Source organism: Campylobacter sp. RKI_CA19_01121 (assembly GCF_025771295.1).
In the GTDB taxonomy this organism is placed as follows: domain Bacteria; phylum Campylobacterota; class Campylobacteria; order Campylobacterales; family Campylobacteraceae; genus Campylobacter_D.
This window is the reverse complement of sequence record NZ_JAKMQA010000001.1, coordinates 115,428-135,095: the sequence shown is the minus strand read 5'-3', so window position 1 is coordinate 135,095 and position 19,668 is coordinate 115,428. Positions and strand designations below refer to the sequence as shown.

At 28.7% G+C, this 19,668-nt stretch carries 20 protein-coding genes; 12 read left to right on the top strand and 8 right to left on the bottom strand.

Annotated elements, in window-relative coordinates; genetic code table 11:
• The first annotated feature begins 9 nt into the window (after positions 1-9).
• The 12 genes from L8T90_RS00670 to L8T90_RS00615 all read left to right on the top strand — a co-directional run bounded on the left by L8T90_RS00670 (position 10) and on the right by L8T90_RS00615 (position 8,247).
• Positions 10-729 (top strand): zinc ribbon domain-containing protein, encoded by a 720-nt coding sequence (locus L8T90_RS00670; protein WP_149062431.1) that lies wholly within the window; start codon positions 10-12, stop codon positions 727-729.
• Positions 726-1,910: a lipid IV(A) 3-deoxy-D-manno-octulosonic acid transferase gene (gene waaA, locus L8T90_RS00665; protein WP_263736432.1), complete on the top strand. Its 1,185-nt coding sequence runs from the start codon at positions 726-728 to the stop codon at positions 1,908-1,910. Before L8T90_RS00670 ends, waaA begins: the two co-directional genes overlap by 4 nt.
• Positions 1,891-2,643: a pseudouridine synthase family protein gene (locus L8T90_RS00660; RefSeq protein ID WP_263736431.1), complete on the top strand. Its 753-nt coding sequence runs from the start codon at positions 1,891-1,893 to the stop codon at positions 2,641-2,643. Before waaA ends, L8T90_RS00660 begins: the two co-directional genes overlap by 20 nt.
• 64 nt (positions 2,644-2,707) lie before the next feature.
• Entirely contained in the window at positions 2,708-4,045 is a 1,338-nt protein-coding gene (ffh, locus tag L8T90_RS00655) for a signal recognition particle protein (protein WP_263736430.1), read from the top strand.
• Between the two features lie 71 nt (positions 4,046-4,116).
• Positions 4,117-4,344 (top strand): 30S ribosomal protein S16, encoded by a 228-nt coding sequence (rpsP, locus tag L8T90_RS00650; protein WP_012661702.1) that lies wholly within the window; start codon positions 4,117-4,119, stop codon positions 4,342-4,344.
• A 2-nt stretch (positions 4,345-4,346) separates the two neighbouring features.
• Positions 4,347-4,592 carry a KH domain-containing protein gene (locus L8T90_RS00645; RefSeq protein WP_012661701.1) on the top strand — a complete coding sequence of 82 codons (246 nt, stop codon included), beginning with the start codon at positions 4,347-4,349 and terminating at the stop codon, positions 4,590-4,592.
• Complete coding sequence (gene rimM, locus L8T90_RS00640) at positions 4,582-5,106, top strand: ribosome maturation factor RimM (RefSeq protein ID WP_263736429.1); 525 nt, start codon at positions 4,582-4,584, stop codon at positions 5,104-5,106. Before L8T90_RS00645 ends, rimM begins: the two co-directional genes overlap by 11 nt.
• Positions 5,103-5,807, top strand: a complete 705-nt coding sequence (gene trmD / locus L8T90_RS00635) for a tRNA (guanosine(37)-N1)-methyltransferase TrmD (protein ID WP_263678737.1) — start codon at positions 5,103-5,105, stop codon at positions 5,805-5,807. Before rimM ends, trmD begins: the two co-directional genes overlap by 4 nt.
• Positions 5,808-5,818: 11 nt before the next feature.
• Positions 5,819-6,175 carry a 50S ribosomal protein L19 gene (gene rplS, locus L8T90_RS00630; RefSeq protein ID WP_012661698.1) on the top strand — a complete coding sequence of 119 codons (357 nt, stop codon included), beginning with the start codon at positions 5,819-5,821 and terminating at the stop codon, positions 6,173-6,175.
• 2 nt (positions 6,176-6,177) lie between these two features.
• Positions 6,178-6,531, top strand: a complete 354-nt coding sequence (locus L8T90_RS00625; protein ID WP_233431003.1) for a cupin domain-containing protein — start codon at positions 6,178-6,180, stop codon at positions 6,529-6,531.
• A gap of 52 nt (positions 6,532-6,583) precedes the next feature.
• Positions 6,584-7,924, top strand: coding sequence for a class II 3-deoxy-7-phosphoheptulonate synthase (locus tag L8T90_RS00620; RefSeq protein WP_263736428.1), 1,341 nt, complete (start codon positions 6,584-6,586; stop codon positions 7,922-7,924).
• On the top strand, positions 7,918-8,247 hold the full coding sequence (locus tag L8T90_RS00615) for a Spx/MgsR family RNA polymerase-binding regulatory protein (RefSeq protein ID WP_263736427.1): 330 nt from the start codon (positions 7,918-7,920) through the stop codon (positions 8,245-8,247). The genes L8T90_RS00620 and L8T90_RS00615 overlap by 7 nt, the downstream gene beginning before the upstream one ends.
• A gap of 52 nt (positions 8,248-8,299) precedes the next feature.
• Here the strand turns inward: L8T90_RS00615 and L8T90_RS00610 are convergent, their stop codons facing one another.
• The 8 genes from L8T90_RS00610 to fliP form a co-directional block, all read right to left on the bottom strand.
• Positions 8,300-10,528, bottom strand: a complete 2,229-nt coding sequence (locus tag L8T90_RS00610) for an autotransporter outer membrane beta-barrel domain-containing protein (RefSeq protein WP_263736426.1) — start codon at positions 10,526-10,528, stop codon at positions 8,300-8,302.
• A gap of 92 nt (positions 10,529-10,620) precedes the next feature.
• Complete coding sequence (locus tag L8T90_RS00605) at positions 10,621-13,635, bottom strand: efflux RND transporter permease subunit (RefSeq protein ID WP_263736425.1); 3,015 nt, start codon at positions 13,633-13,635, stop codon at positions 10,621-10,623.
• A gap of 2 nt (positions 13,636-13,637) precedes the next feature.
• On the bottom strand, positions 13,638-14,378 hold the full coding sequence (locus L8T90_RS00600; RefSeq protein ID WP_263736424.1) for an efflux RND transporter periplasmic adaptor subunit: 741 nt from the start codon (positions 14,376-14,378) through the stop codon (positions 13,638-13,640).
• Complete coding sequence (locus tag L8T90_RS00595; RefSeq protein ID WP_263736423.1) at positions 14,375-15,631, bottom strand: TolC family protein; 1,257 nt, start codon at positions 15,629-15,631, stop codon at positions 14,375-14,377. Before L8T90_RS00595 ends, L8T90_RS00600 begins: the two co-directional genes overlap by 4 nt.
• A 44-nt stretch (positions 15,632-15,675) precedes the next feature.
• Positions 15,676-16,239, bottom strand: a complete 564-nt coding sequence (locus L8T90_RS00590; protein ID WP_263736422.1) for an anthranilate synthase component II — start codon at positions 16,237-16,239, stop codon at positions 15,676-15,678.
• Positions 16,236-17,984: a bifunctional anthranilate synthase component I family protein/class IV aminotransferase gene (locus L8T90_RS00585; protein ID WP_263736421.1), complete on the bottom strand. Its 1,749-nt coding sequence runs from the start codon at positions 17,982-17,984 to the stop codon at positions 16,236-16,238. Before L8T90_RS00585 ends, L8T90_RS00590 begins: the two co-directional genes overlap by 4 nt.
• Before the next feature lie 8 nt (positions 17,985-17,992).
• Positions 17,993-18,904, bottom strand: a complete 912-nt coding sequence (locus L8T90_RS00580) for an AEC family transporter (protein ID WP_263736420.1) — start codon at positions 18,902-18,904, stop codon at positions 17,993-17,995.
• A gap of 9 nt (positions 18,905-18,913) precedes the next feature.
• Positions 18,914-19,648, bottom strand: a complete 735-nt coding sequence (fliP, locus tag L8T90_RS00575; RefSeq protein WP_012661688.1) for a flagellar type III secretion system pore protein FliP — start codon at positions 19,646-19,648, stop codon at positions 18,914-18,916.
• Between the last annotated feature and the right edge of the window lie 20 nt (positions 19,649-19,668).

Below are 19,668 nucleotides of genomic sequence, written 5' to 3'. Positions count from 1 at the left end.
AAAATTTCAATGAGTAAATATTTAGAACAACTTATAGCTTTATCGCAAATTGATAAAGAACTTGATGGTTTTGCAAATAAAGTAGAAGATGCTACAAAAGATTTAAAAGAAAAACGCAATTTACTTGATAAAACAGAAGAAGAAATTGCAGGTTTTGAGAAAGATATTAAAGATATAGAAAATCAAAAAATTCAAAACAACAATCATATTGCAGAATTTGGTGTAAAAATAAAAGAAATAGCCAAAAAAAGTGCAGCGGTAAAAACCGAAAAAGAAGCAAATGCTTTAAAAATTGAAGAGGATATAGCCAAAGAACAACTTGATGCAGCAAATGAAGAAATTGAAAGATTGGATAAAATTTTAGAAAATAAAGAAAAGTTTATACAAGAATTGCAAGCTAAAAGAAGCGAACTTGAAAATGAAGTGGATCAAATCGATGCTCAAACTAAAACTGTTTTAGTGGATATTGAAAAAGAAAGATTACAAATTTATGATAAAAAGGTAAAATTAGTAGGTGAAATAAATCAAAAAGTTTTAACTTTTTATGAAAAAATTAGAAAATGGGCGGGAAATACTGCAGTGGTTCCTGTAAAAAAACATGCTTGTTATGGCTGTTTTATGAGAATTTATGATAAAACTTATTTGGCTGTTTTAAAAGGTGATGAAATCATAACTTGCCCACATTGTGGAAGAATTTTATACAAAGAAAAAGAAGAAAATCAAAATTGATTTTTTTGTATTATATTTTTGCTGTGATTATATATATAATTGCAGCTCCTTTTTTATTGATTTTAAGTTTTTGTAAGGAAAAGTATAAAATATCATTAAAATCAAGATTCTTTCTTTACAAAAATTTAAGGCAAAAACAAGGTGACGTGTATTTTCATGCTTGTTCTTTTGGTGAAATTAAAAGCCTTATTCCTTTAATAAAACTTTTTCCAGCTTGTAAAATTTCAACCATAACTCAAACTGGTTTTAGTGAAGCTTTAAAATATTCTAAAAAAGTAAATTTTTTCCCTTTTGAGATTTTTGTACCTTTTTGGATGAGACCTTGTAAAGTTTTGGTTATTTTTGAAGCAGAGCTTTGGCTTATGCTTGTGTTTATGGCTAAATTTTATAATGCAAAAGTTGTTTTATTAAATGCTAGAATTAGTGATAGATCTTTAAAAAACTATAAGCGTTTTAGCTTTTTTTATCGTTTGATTTTTAAATATATTGATGTTGTATTTGCACAAAGTCAAAAAGACAAAGAAAGATTAGAATGCTTGGGCGCTAAAAATGTTATAGCATATAAAAATATCAAAGCTAATATAAAACAAGAACAAGTGAAAAACTATTCCAAGCCCAAAGCTAGGATTATTATATTTGCTAGTACACATGAAAATGAAGAACGATTATTACTTAATGAAATTAATTTAGAAGAAAACGATAAATTGATTATCGCCCCAAGACATCCAGAGCGTTTTGGCGAGGTTGAGGGAATTTTAAAAGATTTTTGTCAAAAAAACCACTATAATATGCAAAAATTTTCAGACTTTACTTTAAGCGAAAATAATTTTGCAAATTTTTTTAATGCCAAATGTTTATTGCTAGATACTTTAGGTGAGCTAGAAAGTTTTTATAAGATTAGTGATGTGGTTTTTTTATGCGGCTCTTTTGTAGATAATATAGGTGGGCATAATCCTATAGAGGCAGCTAGATGGAATAATGTTATTATCTCAGGGAAATATTATTTTAATCAAGAAAGTTTATATCAAGAAGTTGATGGTTTGTATATTTGTGAGAGTGCAAAAGATATAAATGTTTTTTTAAAGCAAAAATCACCACAAGCACAACTTAAAGAACAAAGTGATTTAAATGAAATTATATTAAGCATAAAAGAAGGTTTAGATGCAAGAAAAAGCTTATAAATTGCTTGCAATGCAAGAAAAAATTTCTAATAACGCAGCAAAGGATTTGATTGACAAAGGCTGTGTTTTTGCTATGGGTAAAAAGGTTGTTATAGCTAGGGCTTTAATGAGTTCTAAAACAAGATTTGTTGTGCAAAAAATAAAAAAAGCAAAAATACTTTTTGAAGATGATAAAATCATAGCTTTAAATAAGCCTTATGGTGAGATTAGCGAAAACTTAGAGAATGTTTTTGGCGCAAAACTTATTAATCGACTTGATAAGGAAACAAGTGGAGTTTTGCTTTTAAGTAAAGATGAGGAATTTAGACTAAAATGTATTCAAGAATACAAAAAACAAAATGTTTATAAAAGTTATTTAGCTATTGTTGATGGAGTGATTGCTGAAGAACTTGAAATTTGTGAAAAAATAACTACTATAAAAAATAAATCCGGAGCCTTTAGTAAAATCGATAAATTTGGTTTAGAAGCTCATAGTCAGGTTATACCTTTAATGGTAAATGCTAAAAAAACCTTAATAAAAGTAGTCATTAAAACAGGTAGAACACATCAAATTAGAGTGCATTTAAATCATATAAAACATGGTATTATAGGTGATGAAAAATATGCAAAAATTAGCTCTTCTAGAATGTATTTGCATTCATATGAAACGCATATTTTTGATTATCAATTTAAAGCCTTACTTGATGAGAGCTTCAATGCTTATGGTTTTGAAATAAAAAATTTAAATTTTTAAAGGCGTTTAAAGCTAAAAGGGTTTATAATTTAGCTTTTTAAAATTTTAATAAAGGGAAAACAAAGTGTTTGAAATAGTTAGTGAGTCATTTAAATCCGCAGTTAATAAACTTCGTTTTGTTGATGATGAAAAAGCTTTAAAAAATGCTCTTGACACTTTAAAAAAAGCCCTTTTAAAAGCAGATGTACATCATAAAGTTACTAAAGAATTACTTACTTTGGTAGAAAATGATGTAAAAATTAATGGTATAGGTCAAAAACAATTTTTAGACTCAATTAAGAAAAATTTAGAAGAAATTCTTAGTGTTAAAGGTAAAAACCAAGGTTTTGTATTTGCTAGTAAGCCGCCTACGGTTGTTTTGATGTGTGGTTTACAAGGTGGTGGTAAAACTACTACTACGGTAAAAATTGCTAATTATTTAAAGTTAAGAAATAAAAAAGTACTAATTGCTGCATGTGATTTGCAAAGATTAGCTGCAGTAGAACAGCTAAGACAACTCACTCAAGCTAATGAGCTTGATTTATTTTTCATAGAAAATGAAAGTAATCCTTTAAATGTAGCTAAACAAGCTTTGGAAAAAGCAAAAAATTCTATGTATGATGTTTTGCTTGTAGATACTGCCGGCCGTTTAGCAATCGATACAGCTTTGATGAGTGAGCTTAAAGATGTAAAAGCTATTTTAAATCCTGATGAAGTATTTTATGTAGCTGATGCTATGAGTGGTCAAGATGGAGTTAAAACAGCAAGTAGCTTTAATGAGGCTTTAGAAATTACAGGGGTTATTTTAAGTAAATTTGATGCAGATACTAAAGGTGGTGTTGCGCTAGGCATAGCAAAACAAATTGGTGTGCCTTTAAGATTTATTGGTGTTGGTGAGAAAGTAGCTGATTTAGAAGTATTTATCCCTGATAGAATTGTTAATCGTATCATGGGCGAGGGTGATTTAGCGACTTTGGCTGAAAAAACCGCAGCTATTATAGATGAAAAAGAAGCAAAAAAACTTAATAAGAAAATTAAAAAAGGTGAATTTAATTTTAATGACTTTTTAAATCAAATGGAAAGCGTTAAAAAACTTGGTAGTATGAAATCAATCATTGGCATGATACCTGGTTTATCATCTATGGCAGCAAATATTAAAGATATTGATTTGGACAATTCTAAAGAAATTATTCATATTAAGGCAATGATTTCATCAATGACACCAAAAGAAAGAGAAAATCCTGATTTGTTAAATAACGCAAGAAAGCGTCGTATTGCAGAGGGTGCTGGTTTATCTCAAATGGAAGTAAATCGCTTTTTAAAACAATTTAGTAATGCAGCTAAGTTGGCAAAGAAATTTTCAAACAAAAAAGGAATGGAAAACTTTATGAATATGTTGCAGCAAGCTAAAAGACCGCAATAATTAAAGCTTTTTTATGGATATATGAGTTAAAATATCTATAACAAAATTTTAATTTTTTTAGGAGTATTAAAATGACAGTAATCAGACTTACAAAAATGGGACGTAAAAAAAGACCATTTTATCGTATAGTTGTAACTGATAGTAGAAAAAGACGCGATGGTAGCTGGATAGAAAGCATTGGATATTACAATCCTATGGTTGAACCTGAAGTGGTAAAATTTGATGCTGAGCGTTTAGCTTATTGGAAAAGCGTAGGTGCTAAATTAAGCGATAGAGTAGCAGCTATTACAAGCAAATAAAAATGGTTGAAAATTTTTTAAGAGAATACGCAAAATTAATTGTTGATTTTCCTGAAAAAGTTGATATACAAAGACAAAATTTAGAAAATAATTTTGCTGAAATTATCATTTATGTCGATCCATCTGATACTGGTAAGTTGATCGGAAAAAATGGAAAATTAATCAACGCAATAAAAACAGTCATTATGGCTTATAAAGTTAAAGATGCAACTTCATATCGTATAACGGTAAAAGCCATTGAAGAATGATTTGATCCAAGTTGCTAAACTTGGAAAAAGTGTTGGTTTAAAAGGTTATGTAAAACTACATAATCTTAGTGATTTTTATGAGCAGTTTAAAATAGGTGCTAAATTTTTTGATATTAATCAAAAAATTTACACCATAAAGGCTTTTGATAAAACTAGATCTTTAGTTTTATTTGAAGGCTTTCAGAGTGTTGAGACTGCTAAAACCTTAACTAATATTACTCTTTTTCAAACTATTGAAGCCACAAAAGAAACTTGTAAATTAAAAAAAGATGAATATTTTTATTTTGATATAATTGGATGTGATATTATTGAAAATGAGCAAAAATTAGGTGCAGTTGAAGACATTTTAGAAAATGGAGCAGGATTTTTATTTTGTATAAAATGTGATGAAAAACTACAGACAAAGGTTAAAAACTTTTATATTCCTTATGTTGATAAATATATTCAAAAAGTTGATGTAGAAAATAAAAAAATATTCACGCAATCTGCTTTAGATATTTTAGAAAATTCATGAAATATACTTTTGTAAGTTTATTCCCAGAGCTTATTGAACCTTATTTTCAAACTTCTATTTTAGCAAGGGCAAAAGAAAAGGGAATATTAGAATTTGCTTTTGTTAATCCTAGAAGTTTTACCACAAACAAGCACTTTAAAGTAGATGATTATAAAATAGGAGGAGGTGCAGGGCTTTTATTACAAGCTCAGCCTTTGTATGATTGCTTAAGGCATATTAAAAAGCAAGATAAAAATGTTCATTTTGTTTTTCTTTTGCCTTGCGCTAAGACTTTTAAACAAGCTGATGCTAAAAGATTAAGTAAGAAAGATCATGTTTGCTTTGTAAGTAGTAGATATGAGGGTTTGGATGAGCGCATTGTGGAAGAATTTGCTAATGAGGTATTTTCTATAGGTGATTTTATACTTACAGGTGGAGAGTTAGCGTCTTTGGTGATGTGTGATGCTATTAGCAGAAATATTCAAGATGTTCTTGGAAATAGCGAAAGCTTAAGTGAAGAAAGTTTTGAAAATGACTTATTAGAAGCCCCATCGTTTTCTAAGCCTTTTATTTTTGAAAAGGAAAATAAAAAATTTTATGTGCCTTCAGAGTTTTTAAAGGGAAATCACGCTAAAATCACAGCTTTAAAAACTACTTTGGCGTCTTGCAAAACGAAATATTTTCGTCCTGATTTGTATCAAAAGCATGAACGCAAATTTTAAGGAATATCGTTATGAAAAATAAATACATTGAGCAATTTGAGCAAAAACAAATTGAAGGTAAAAATGTTCCAGAATTTCGTGCTGGAGATACTTTAAGACTTGCTATTCGCATTAAAGAAGGCGATAAAACAAGAATTCAAAATTTTGAAGGTATTTGTATAGCACGTAGAGGAAATGGTGTAGATGAAACTTTCATCGTACGTAAAATCGGTGCTAACAATGTAGGCGTTGAAAGAATTTTCCCTATTTATAGTGAAAGTTTAGAAAGTATTACAGTGTTAAGAAGAGGTCGTGTACGCCGTGCTAGATTATTCTACCTAAGAGATAGAAGAGGTAAGGCTGCTCGTATTAAAGAACTTAAAAAATAAAAGTGAAATTTAGAACTCAAATATATGAAGTAATTTCCTGGGAACAAGAAATTCAAAATGGCATAAATATATCTAAGAAAATAGAAAATGCTTATGCTAAAGAAATCTGCATAACTATGTCAAAAGATAGCTTTATGAAAGATCATAAAGCACCTTTTGATATTACCATACAAGTGTTAAAAGGCTCCATTGATTTTGGAGTTTTAAATCAACAAATTCTACTTAAAACGCTAGATAGTATAAGTTTAAAAGCTCATGAGATTCATAATCTTTTAGCGCTAGAAGATTCTATAGTACGCTTAACTTTGTATAAGCAAGATAGTCTTGAACGTGTTGAAAGTGTTTTAAAATCTTAATTTAAGCCTCATTTTGTATAATTTTAGCTTACTAAAATGAGGAAGTTAAGCTATGAAATGGACTAAAGATTCTTGGAAAAATTATAAAATTCAGCAACAACCACAATATCCTGATGAAAATGAATTACAAGAAGTTGTTAAAAAATTAGAAAAATTACCACCGCTTGTTTTTGCAGGCGAGGTGGATAAATTAAAAAAATCCCTTGCTAAGGTTGTAAATTCTCAAGCATTTTTACTCCAAGGAGGAGATTGTGCGGAGAGTTTTGTAAATTTTGGCGCTGATAATATAAGAGATATGTTCAAAGTTATGCTTCAAATGGCTATAGTGCTTACTTTTGCAGGATCTTGTCCCATCGTTAAAGTAGGGCGCGTTGCAGGACAATTTGCAAAGCCAAGAAGTAGTGATTTTGAAGAAATTGAAGGAGTAAAGCTTCCAAGTTATCGCGGGGATATTATTAATGGTTTTGAATTTAATGAAAAATCAAGAATAGCTGATCCTAAAAGAATGCTAGAAGCATATTATCAAAGTGCTACAACTTTAAATTTATTAAGAGCTTTTTCAAGAGGTGGTTTAGCGGATTTAAGAGTAGTGCATAAGTGGAATTTGGGTTTTTTAAAAAAGGCAGAACTTGGGAGAAAATATGATGAACTTAGCGAAAAAATCACTCAAGCTTTAGCTTTTATGCAAGCTTGTGGTATCACCGATACTCCAAATCTTTCTCAAACAGCCTTTTATACTTCTCATGAAGCCTTGCTTTTGCCTTATGAAGAAGCTTTAACTAGGGTAGATAGTTTAAGTGGGGAAATTTATGATTGTTCGGCGCATATGCTTTGGATAGGCGAGCGTACTAGAAAAGCAGATGAAGCACATGTGCATTTTTTAAGTGGGGTGAAAAATCCACTTGGTGTTAAACTTAGTGCTAATTATGATTTAGATGAAATTAAAAAGCTAGTAAGTATTTTAAATCCGCATAATGAAGCAGGAAGATTAAATTTCATCATTCGTATGGGATGTGATAAGATAGAAAATGCCTTGCCAAAATTATTTAAAGAGTTAAAACAAGAAGGATTTAATATACTTTATAGCATAGATCCTATGCATGCAAATACGGTTAAATCGGGTAATTTTAAAACAAGAGAATTTGATAAAATCATCCAAGAAGTGCGTGCGTTTTTTGAAATAGCTATGAGTGAGGGAGTATATCCTGGTGGGGTACATTTGGAAATGACAGGGCAAAATGTAACAGAATGTGTAGGAGGTTCTTTAAATATCACTCAAGAAGAACTTTCTAAACGTTATGAAACACAATGTGATCCAAGATTAAATGCCGATCAAGCTTTAGAATTAGCATTTATCATAGCAGACTTAGTTAAAAAGGCAAGAAAATGTTAAAATTTTATGGTATTAAAAATTGTAATAGTGTTAAAAAAGCTATGGATTATTTAAATTCTAAGCAAATTGAATTTGAATTTTTAGATATTAAAAAGCTAGATGAGGAAACTTTATATTTTTGGCTTAGCAAAAGGAGTGTTTTAGAGCTTGTAAATACAGCGGGTATGAGTGCTAGAAAATTAGGCTTAAATAAAGAAAAACTTCAAAATTTAAACCAAGATGAAATTAAAGCAATGATTTTAGAAAGTCCAACGCTCATAAAACGCCCATTGATTGTAAAAGATGATGAAGTTTTTATAGCTAAAGAGTATGAGAGTTTTTAAAATGCTAGAGTGAAAAACTCTAGCATTTAGGAGTTTCTCAAAAAATATTTTTTTAGAATTTGTATTTAAAACCTACTTGACCGCTTACATAAGTTTCGTTTTTACTATCTGTTTTACCAGCTAGTATTTGTTTAGCTCCAACACCTGCATTAAGGCTAAATTGTTCATTAATATCTACATTACCACCTATAATGATTTGTCCATAGGTTTTTTTCTTATCATCACTTTTTACACTAGGTAATGCTACACCATTTAAACTTGCTACAAAATCATCTCCATTATTCATTACATATTGTTCTATTTTTGGGGTGATAAATAAATATGATTCTTCACTCATATATTTTCTAAGTTCAGCGCCAAGTTCTAATGAGATAGAATTGTTGCTAGCGCTATTGACATCTTTTCCTGCTATGCCGTTTTCTTTATAGCTTGGAGTATGTGCATAGTAGTAGTTTGCTCCAGCAAAAGGTTTGATAAATAAAGTATTATCGCTAAAATCAAAAACATATCCCATGTTAGCACTCAAACCAAGGAATTTTCTATTAAAGTCAGCACTATTTGTAGTATTAAATCCTCTATTTATAATATCTTGATCTGTTGGAGAAATTTGAGCATAAGCCTTAACATTAACTTCAACTTTTGGATTTATATAGATATTAGAATAAGCACCAAATTGGAAATTATCTGATTTTTGGGTTAAAAGATTATCTTTTATTTCAGCGTTTGCATAAGTAAAATAAGCACCAATAATAACATCATCGTTAATTTTTCTATCCATACCTATAGTAGCTCCATATAAAGCACCACTATCTCCATCTATGATGTTTGCACCACCTATAACATTACCCCAAATGCTGTTATTATAATTATCAACATAATTTCCTCTATAATCATTAGCAGCAAATCTTATTTGAGATAATTTTGTAGCATAATTTCCATAAGGATTATTTAACATAGCTACACGAGAACTTATAGATACATCATTTGAGACATTAATAGTTGAGTTTATACCTGATGAGGCTTGATTTACATTTGAGATAGATTTAGCTGAATCTTTTATATCATTTGCTACTTGCTCTCCAGCTTTATCAAATTTAATACTACCTATTGCATTAAAATCTTTACCGAGTGCAAGTCCATCTAAAATTTTAGAAACAAAGTCTTTGTTAGAAGTTGAAACACTAGAATCGTTTTTAATATAATCATCATTAGAGATTATTCCACTTTCAGCATTGCTAATCATATCTTGAATTTGCTTTATTTGCTCATCAATTTTTACAATGGCTTCATCTATTTTTTCTATATTAACACCTTCTTCATCTTTGACATCTTCTAAATCAGTTTTAATTAATTCTAGATATTTTTTATCACTTTCTAAGACTTTCTTATTATTAAGTACATTTTCATTTGCGCCACCGCTAATTAAAAGCTTATTATCTTTTGTAGAAAGTTCATAATCAACAAAATCTTTTACATCTATAGCTCTTACAATTTCATAATCAAGTCCTAAATCTTTGCTACTCATACCTACAATGTTTTCAAAATTTTTACTTATGTTTGCACTAGCTTTGTTTGAGCTTGTTATATCTTCATTAAATCCTTCGCTTGCACTCATGAAAACATAATTATTTAAAGCCAAATCACCAAAGCTTGTTGTTCCTATGGAAAAGTTTGAATTTGTGATATTTGCTTTACCATTTACTTGTATGTGGTTTTGACTTTTATTACCACCCATGGTAAATAGAGTAGATTTATCTGCTGTAAAATTTCCATTTACTTCAAGAGAACCTTGTAGGCCATGCCCATCAGCGATTAAAATAGCTGAAGATTTTATATCATCTAAAACACCATCTGTAGGATTAGATGAACCTTTTATATTAAAATCTCCATTGACTATAGATTTTCCATCTAAGCTTTGAAATATCACATCTGTTGCCTCAGTTTTTTTAGCATTAATGGTATAGTTTGTTACATAACTAGCACCTTTGGAAGTATTTTTCAAAGTAAGATTATTAGAATTTAAGTTAATATTTACTCTTGAAAAATCTTTAAATTCATCGTTAGCTATAGCATTAGCTAGGTCTGTCATTGTGAGATTTATAGTTAAGTCTTGATTAGTATGTTCTTGTTTTAGATTGAAATTTTGACCATCACTAGTTTCAAAATAATTTTTCATAGTGTCATCTGTTATGGTAATTTCTTGAGCTAAAGCAGCACTGCTTAATAAAGCACTAATACCAACTCCCATTAAAACTTTACTTGTGTAATAAGAAAGTTTCATTTGATTACTCCTTAATAAATTTAAATTGAAAAAAGCATTATACCCCCCCCCATAAATTTAAGTTTAAAGTAAATGAGATTTTCAAAAAGTAGTTAAATTTTTTCTCTTTGGTAGATTTTTTTAATTTTCACATCTAAATTATGAGCAAATTTAAATAAAGCTGGCACTACTAAAAGTGTAAGTAAGGTTGAGCTAATAAGACCAAATATAATAGTAATGGCCATAGGAGAATTTCCTTCAAAACCAGAACCCCTTGAAAGTGCTAGTGGAAGCATGGAAAAAATCATCGCAAAAGTTGTCATTAAAATGGCTCTTAAACGACTTTTTCCTGCATAAATTAGTGCTTTTTCTACTTCCATACCTTCATCGCATTTTTTATTAGCTACATCTACTAATAATATAGCATTTTTTCCTACCATTCCAAAAAGCAAAATAATAGCCACAAGCACAAATAAAGAAAAGTGATTTCCTGTGATAAAAATTCCAAAACAAGCTCCACCAAAAGCCAAAGGCATGCTTATCATGATGATTAAAGGAAGTATTAAACTTGAATACAAAGAAGCAAGGATTAAATAAATCAAAATCATTCCCAAAGATATAGAAAACAAAAATCCACTAATGGTATCATCTAAAAAGTCCAAAAAACCAGAATAAGCAAAAGATAGGTTATTTTTTCCTAAAATATAAGCTAAATTGGACTCAAAAATTTTTCTCACTTCACCCAAAGAAATGTTTTCTATGCTTGAAGTGAGTTTTATACTAGTAGTTTTATTGTGTCTGTTAATTAAAGAAAGATCTTTTTTATAAGAAAAGCTAGCAATACTAGCAAGTTTTATACTTTCATTGTTATGATTTTTAAGTTCTATTAGCTCTAAACTAGTTGGATTTTGCTTAAAAGCTTCATCAAAGCTAAGGATAATTTCATCTTTAAAATTTTTATAATCCATATTTCCAACGCTTAAATTTCCAAAGGAATAAGCCAAGACATAAGCAAGTTCTTGAGGGTTAATACCAAGTTTAGCAGCTTTTTCTCTATTGATATTAATAGCAATTTCTTCTTTTAAATCCCCTTCATTATCATCTATAGCAACAAAGCCTTCGTGTTTTGAAAACACTTCTTTCATTCTATTAATAGCTTCTTTTATTAGCTTTAAATCATCACCTAAAATTTGAATTTGAACTGGATCTTCAATGCCTGCTCCTTCTATTTTAGGGAGTTCTAAAACTTTTATCTTTAAGCCTTCATAGGAGTTTAATTTTTCTTGAAAAAGGCTAATAAGCTTAGGTTGTCTGAATTTTCTTTCATTTAAAGGTTTTAATTTTACATAAATTTTTGCTTTTTTAATTTCTTTTGCGTCATTATATCCTATAAGTAAATATGCATAAGCAACACTTGGATCTTGCTTTATATTTTCATATACTTTTAAACTTTTTTCTTTCATAGCTTCTAAAGATAAGTCGTTTTTACTTTCTAATAAAATTTGTATTTCACTATCTTCTTCTATAGGTAGAAAATCCAAGCCTATTTTAGGAGCTAAAGAAAAACATAAAATAACTACAACAAGCGTTGATAGGATAAATTTAATTTTATTAGCTAAAACTTTATAAAGTAGCTTTTCATAAAATAAGTCAAGTTTTATAAATAAAAATTCACTTTTTTTATAAAATGTACTTTCGCTAGTATTTAAAAATCTAGCACTTAAGGTAGGTATTAAAAATACACTTACAAGATAGCTTATAATCACACCAGAAGCAACGCTAGTAGCTAATACATTAAAAAATAAACCAGGAACTGAATTCATATAAGCAATAGGTATAAACACGCATAATAAAACCGCACTAATGCTTAAAACGCTAAAGCCTATTTCTTTGATTCCTTCAAATGAAGCTTGTAAAGGAGGGAGTGTTTTTGCTTTTTTGGCTATACTTTCAATAATAACTATAGCATCATCTATAAAAATTCCTATACTTAAAGTAAGAGCTATAATGGTTAAGCGATTAATATCATAACCTAAAAGATTAATGAGAAAAAAACTAGAAATAATTGAAGTTGGTAAAACAATAAAAGCTAAAATAGTCGCACTGATATTTCTTAAAAATACATACACTATTAAAAGTGTCAAAATCACGCCAAAAACCATATCAAAAATAACCTGATTGATATGTTTTAAGATGTTTTGGCTCTTATCGTAAACTATTTTAATTTCTACCTCATTGCCTGCTATTGTTTGTAGTGTTTTTAAGGAATTTTTGATATTTTCTATAACTTTTAAGGAGTTATAACCAGAAATTTTATTAAGCTCAAGTAATACCCCATCTTTTGTATCAAGTATTGCAAACTGCTTTTGATCTTCTAAGCCATAGCTAATATTTGCTATGTCTTTTAAAAATATTCCACTAAAAATGCGTATATTTTCTAACTCTTTTAAATTTTGTGCTTCAAAATATCCTTTGATGGTGAAATTATCTTTTGAATTTTCAAACTCACCTAGATATTGTTTAAAATTATGACTTTGGATGATTTTAGCTACATCAAGTGCATTAATGTGGTATTTTTGCAAGGCATTAGGCAGGAGTTTGATTTGAACTTGTGGTTTTAAAAAGGCTATATCATTGATCGTTCCAACTCCTGAAATTTTTTGTAAAAATGGTTTTATATCATTGTCAATCTTACGCATAAGTTTTAAATGGTCTTTGGAGCTTAAAAATAATGATACAGCAGATCCTGCATCAGGGGATATTTTTTCTAAGGTTGGCTTTGCTGGAAGATTAATAGTATTAAGTTTATCTCTAATATCATTTGCAGCTACTTCTAAGTTTTTGCCTAATTCAAATTCAACAACAGAAATAGAAAAATTATTATAACTTGTAGAATTGATATTTTTTATCCCTTGTACATCTGAAATTGCATTTTCTATTTCTTTGGTTATTTTAGATTCTATGAATTTTAAATCTCCATTAGCGGTGGTGGTGATTTTAATCAAAGGAATATCTACTTTTGGATAAAGATTAATAGGCATACTAAAAATAGAAAAAGTACCAAAAATCACCAAAGCGATAAAAAACATCAAAACAGCAATAGGATTATTAATAGCAAAACGATACAAGATTAATCCTTGGTGATGATTTTTCCTTCTCCAAAAGAACCTGGAGTAAAGTTTAAGGCCTCAACTTCTGCATAAATTTTTCGTGTTTTTATGTCTATACTTGGATAAATAAGTGTGATTTTGCCTTGATATTCTTTTTCATTTGAGTCTATTTTATAAATAAAAATATCATCGATTTTTACCTTGTCTTTAAATTTTTCATCAAAACTTAAAAGCAATTTTACTTTTGGATAAGAAAAAAAATCAAATAAAACATGAGAAATTCCCCTAGCTCCATCGCCTATGTCGATATATTTGTTAGAAATAATCCCATCATAAGGTGCTTTTAGGGTTTTTTTATCAATTAAGTCTTTGTAATGTTGTATATTTAAAAAGGCTTTTTGTTGCAAGCTTTGTGCTTTTTGAAACTCAAATAAAACATTTTCATAACTTTGCTTATCTATAACTTCTTGTACCTTTTTAAATTTTTCTAAAGAACTTTTAACATGTTCTAGCGCAAGAGTGGCAAGTTTGTATTCATTTTGTGCTAATTTTAAGGCTATTTGTTCGCTAGAATCTTCAAGTTTAAGTAAAACTTGATCTTTTTTTACCTTATCATTAATATTCACATAAATTGCCTTAACTATACCAGCACTTTGCAAGGATAATTTTGATTGATTTTGTGCAAGCACATCAAAACTAGCATAAATTTCTTCAGCTTTTAAAGTGAGTAGAGAAAATAAAATTAAAAATACTAATTTCATTCTAAAACCTTTGTTTTTATATCAATTCCAGCTGTAAAATAATACCTTGCTTTTGTAATTTCATATTCATTTTTAGCTAGTTCAAGTTGACTTTGACTTTTGTATTTTAATTCTAATGCATTTAGGTATTCTACATATGAGCAAAGCCCTGCGGTGTATTTTTTCTCAATGGCCTCAAAAGCTAAATTAGCCGCCTTAAAACTTGCATTTAATGCTTTTATTTTAACTTTAGAAATTTCAATTTCTTGTAAAAGATTATCTAGTTCTATATCTACTTTTCTTTTAGTTTTTTCAAGCTCTAATTGAGTGATTTTACTTGTATATTTTTGAGCTTCTAGAGCTTTTTGATTAGCACCAAAATCAAAAATTTTCCACTCAAAAGCTAAAATAAAACGATTGCTTTGTCCATGTTCTTTTAAAAAGCTTTCGCTTGTTGATTTTAGCTCATGTGGTAATTTAGGATTGTAGTTCATGTCATAAAAACTAAAACTATTTTGTAAAAATATTTTTGGAAACAACTCAGCTCTAGCAGAGTCTATTTTTAAATTTTCTAAATTTAATTTTTCTTGCATAAGGGCTATTTCATAGCTTTTGTTTTTTTCTGCACTTGGTTCTTGTAAAATATTTTGAAAAGAAGGCGTAAAATGCGTTTTGCTAAGATTATAAATTTCATTTTTTAGTTCATATAGTTTTAATTCATTTTGAGCTAATTCATAAGAGCTTAACTCAAATTTTGCTCTTATGCTCTCAAGTTCACTTTGGCTAGCAAGTCCAGCTTGGTAAAAATTTTCTAAGCGTTTGAGTTGATTTTGCAGAGTGATTTCTTTTTGTTTATCACTTGCTATAATACTTTCTAAGCTAAGATAATTAAAATACAAAACACTAGCACTAAGTGCCATATAATTTGCCATGTTTTCTTTTTCAAGATGAGCAAGTTGTTTTAGACTTTGCATGCTAGCGATTTTTGCTTCTCTATTGCCCCCATCAAAAAGTAAAAATTTAAGCGAAAGAGTACTCATTAGACTTTCTTGGGGTTCTATGATAAAGCGATCTTTGTTTGAGCCAAGATAAGAAACACCTAAATGTAAACTTGGTAAATAAGCATTTTGCACACTTTCTTGTTCTAAAATACTTTTTGAAAATTGGAGTTGCTTTTGTAAGTAATTTTCATTGTTTAAACTTAAATCTATAAATTCTTTAAGATTATTAGCTAGCAAAAATAAGGGCAAGAAAAGTAAATATAAAATTTTCATTTTTAAACTTTTTGTTTTATTATAGAAAATATAACTTAAAGTAATTATAAAGCAAGAAAATTTTTAAGTAGCTTTTTACCATTTTGACTTAGTATGGCTTCAGGATGAAATTGGATTCCATAAATGTCGTATTTTTTATGTTTTAAAGCCATGGTGATATTATCTTCACTTTGGGCTAAAATTTCACATTTTTTACCTATATGGCTAACATAAAGAGAGTGATATAAACAAATTTTAAAATTTTGTTCAAGATTTTTAAAAAGTGGGTTTGGTTTAAATTTTATAGTTTTTACCTTACCATGAGTTGGATTTGGAAGTTTAGAAATTTTACCACCAAAAACATGTGCTATGCATTGGTGTCCTAGACAAATTCCAAGAATTTTTTTATCTTTTTTAAAATATTTTATAGCTTTTAAGCTTAGCTTTGATTCTTTTGGAGAATTTGGTCCAGGGGAGATTAAAAGATGAGTAAAATCATATTTTTTAAGCTTTTTTTGGTTTTTAAATTTATCGTTTTTGATGATTTTATAAGTAATATTTAATTCTTTTAAATAAAAGGCTATAGTGTAGGTAAAAGAATCATAATTATCTATAATCAAAACTTTCACAAAAATACCTTTTTTAAGCCTCTTAAAGAATTAATAGCATAAATTTCTTTAGCATTTAAAAGCGCATCTTTAGTGATATCTTTTTCTTTGATGAGCTTGTGTTTTAAGAGTGCTTGTCTATAAATGCCATTGAGGCAGTTTTTAGCATAAGGAGTAAAATATTCGTTGTTTAAATTTATGATAATATTAGTTCTTGAACCCTCACAAAGTATGCCTTTTTCATCAAAAAAAACTATGTCATAGCAAATATTTTCTTTCCATAGATATGAATTTGCTTCATATAAACTACGCAGAGAAGTTTTATGGTGTGTTAAAAGATTTACTTTTATGATATCTTTACTTATGAGTAGTTTTTTGCTTGAATTTTCTTGTATATTGCTAAAATCAAACTCATAAAGACCATTTTTGAAAAGTTTTAATTTAATAGCTTTTGAGCCTTTTTGAGTAAAATTACTTTTTGTAAAAAAATGATGATGATTGAAAACAAAATTATTAAAATTTTGTAAAGATTTAAAATGGAATTTTTTATCTTTACTCTCTAGTATATTTTTAAAATCATTTATTAATCTTTGAGTATCAAAGCCAAAAAATTTAGCTGAGTTTAAAATTCTTTGTAAATGTTCTTTGAAAAATAAAATAGAATGATTTTTATAATACATTGTTTCAAACAAGTAAAAGTTAGGTTCTAAAATTTTGCTTTTTAGTTTTAATTCTTCAAATTCATCTTGTTTTTGTGAGTCCCATACAAGCCCACTTCCCACACCATATCTTAAAAAATTATCATTATTTTTTTTCTCTAAAGTGCGTATGGCTACGCTAAATTTTGCTTTGTTTTTATAGATTAAACCTATAGCTCCACAATAAATTCCGCGTTTTCTTTGCTCTAAATTTTCTATGAGTTTGATGGTTTCTATTTTGGGTGCGCCTGTGATGGATCCACATGGAAAAAGGGCTTTGAAAATTTTAAAATAATCATTTCCTTGTTTTAATTTTCCGCTTATTTTTGAAATGAGTTGGTGTAAGGTAGGATAGGTTTTAACCTTAAAAAGTTTGCATTTTAAAGAATGTTTTTTAATAAGTTTTGAAACATCATTGCGTAATAAATCAACTATCATTACATTTTCGCTAATGGTTTTTTCATCGCATTTTAAAAAGTTTTTTAGAATTTCATCTTCTTTTGGATTATTTGAGCGTTTGATTGTGCCTTTCATGGGTTTTGTGATGATTTTTTTATTTTTGATTTTAAAAAAAAGCTCAGGTGAAAATGAAGCTAGTTCTAAAAATTCATTTTTCATATAAGCCTTATAAGGGGTATTTTGTTTAGGATAAAGGCTTAAAAAACTCTCATACACATTAAGATTTGATTGTAAATGTAATTCTTGAGTGAGATTAACTTGATAACTTTGACCTTTAGCTATAGCATCTTTAACTTTGTCAAAGTTTTCAAAATATTTTTCTTGATTTAAATTAGATGAAAAGTTTGGGTAAAAGTCTAAATTTTTTTCTTCACTTATAAAGATTTTTCTTGTTTTAAAAGCAAAAAAATATAAAAAAGGCTCTTTGCTTTTATAATTTTTATCATCTAGATATTTATAAAATTCATATTGAATATAACCTAAAAAATAATATTGACTTTTATATTTTTCTATAGCTTTAAAAGCTTTTTTGCTTTCTTTTTGAGTGTGAGCTTTAAGAGTGAAGACAAGATTATTATAAAGATATTTTCCAAAGATAGCAAATGCCATTTATATCCTTAGCTTAAAAAATATACCCAAATAGGTAAAGAAATAAAGGCAAAAACTATACCAAAAGCTACAGAACTAACCGCTAAATTTGTATCAAGTTTTGCTTTCATAATCATAGCTGCAACCATTGTCATAGTAGGCATAGCTGATTCAAGTAAAGCGATGATAGAGCTAGGATTTAATTTGAAATTTAAAAGTTTTAAAAGCACTAAAAAGATTAAAGGTGTGAGTATCATTTTACCAAAAATGACTATTATAGTCGCTTTATAAGAAGTTTTTATACTTAAAAAGCCTAAATTTAAACCTATGGCAAAAAGTGCTATAGGTGTGGCACTAGCTCCAAGCATACGCAAAGGTTCAAAGATAAAATCAGGAAGTGCAGTAAGTTTAAAACAAAGTCCTAAAATCAAAGCAACAAAAGGTGGAAAAGTGAAAACTTTTTTAAGATTTTGTAAAAAGCTTACCTTTTGCTCGCTAGCTAAAGATATAATAAAGGGGGCAAGTAAAGCTACGGGTAAAGAAGTAGCAAGCGCATCATAAAGGATAATCTCGCCCAAAAAATGAGGATCTTGATAAATTCCACTAATGATAGGTATACCTACAAATAAAGTATTTCCAAAGCTAGAAAGTAAAAAAATACTTACAAGAGTGCTTTTGCTAAATTTAAAGCAAAGAGCTAAAAATGCACAACATAATGCTGAAACAATAGCACAACCCAACCCAAGCAATATAATAACAATCAAAGAAAAATCAAAATTTAAATGATAAGCACGCTCAAAAATCAAGCAAGGCAAGGCAAAAATAATAGCAAAATCTAAAAAAGCGCGCGCTTGTTTTTGTTTTAAAATTTTGATTTTTTTAGCAAAATATCCACCAAAAAGCAAACAAAATATACTAAATAAGGAAGAAAAAATATACATTTTATTCTACTAAGTTAAAAAGCTTTTGACTAAATTTTGTATGAGTAAATTCCATCCATCTACAAGCACAAATATCAAAAGTTTAAAAGGCATAGAAATCATAACAGGAGGTAGCATCATCATACCCATAGCCATTAATACCGAGCTTACTACCATATCAATAACCAAAAATGGCAAGAAAAGTAAAAAGCCTATTTCAAAAGCAGTTTTAAGCTCGCTTATCATAAAAGCCGGTACTAAAACTGTTAAAGGCACATCATCTATGGTTTTTGGATTTTCTAAATTTCTAATCCTATAAAAAAGCGCTAAGTCTTTTTCCCTAGTGTTTTTTAGCATAAAATCTTTAAAAGGCTTAACGCCTTTAGCAAAAGCTTCTTCATAACCTATTTGCTCAGCGATATAGGGCTTTATACCTTCATTGTATGATTTTGTAGCCACAGGCTCCATAATGAAAAAAGTTAAAATCAAAGCTAAGGTAACTAAAATAGTATTTGGTGGCATAGTTTGAGTACCAAGGGCTGTTCTTAAAAAAGAAAATACTACAACAAGTCTTAAAAAAGAAGTCATTACAAAAACAATGGTAGGTGCAAGAGCTAGTATGGTTAAAACTATAACTATATTTAGGGTTGTTACGAGTTGTTGTGGGCTATTTGGAGCACTAAGGCTTAAATTTACAGTTGGTATAGTTGCTTCAGCGCCTAAAAGAGCCAAGCTTGATAAAAATAAAGCTAGTAAAACCCTCAAAATATTTCCTTGGTTAAAAT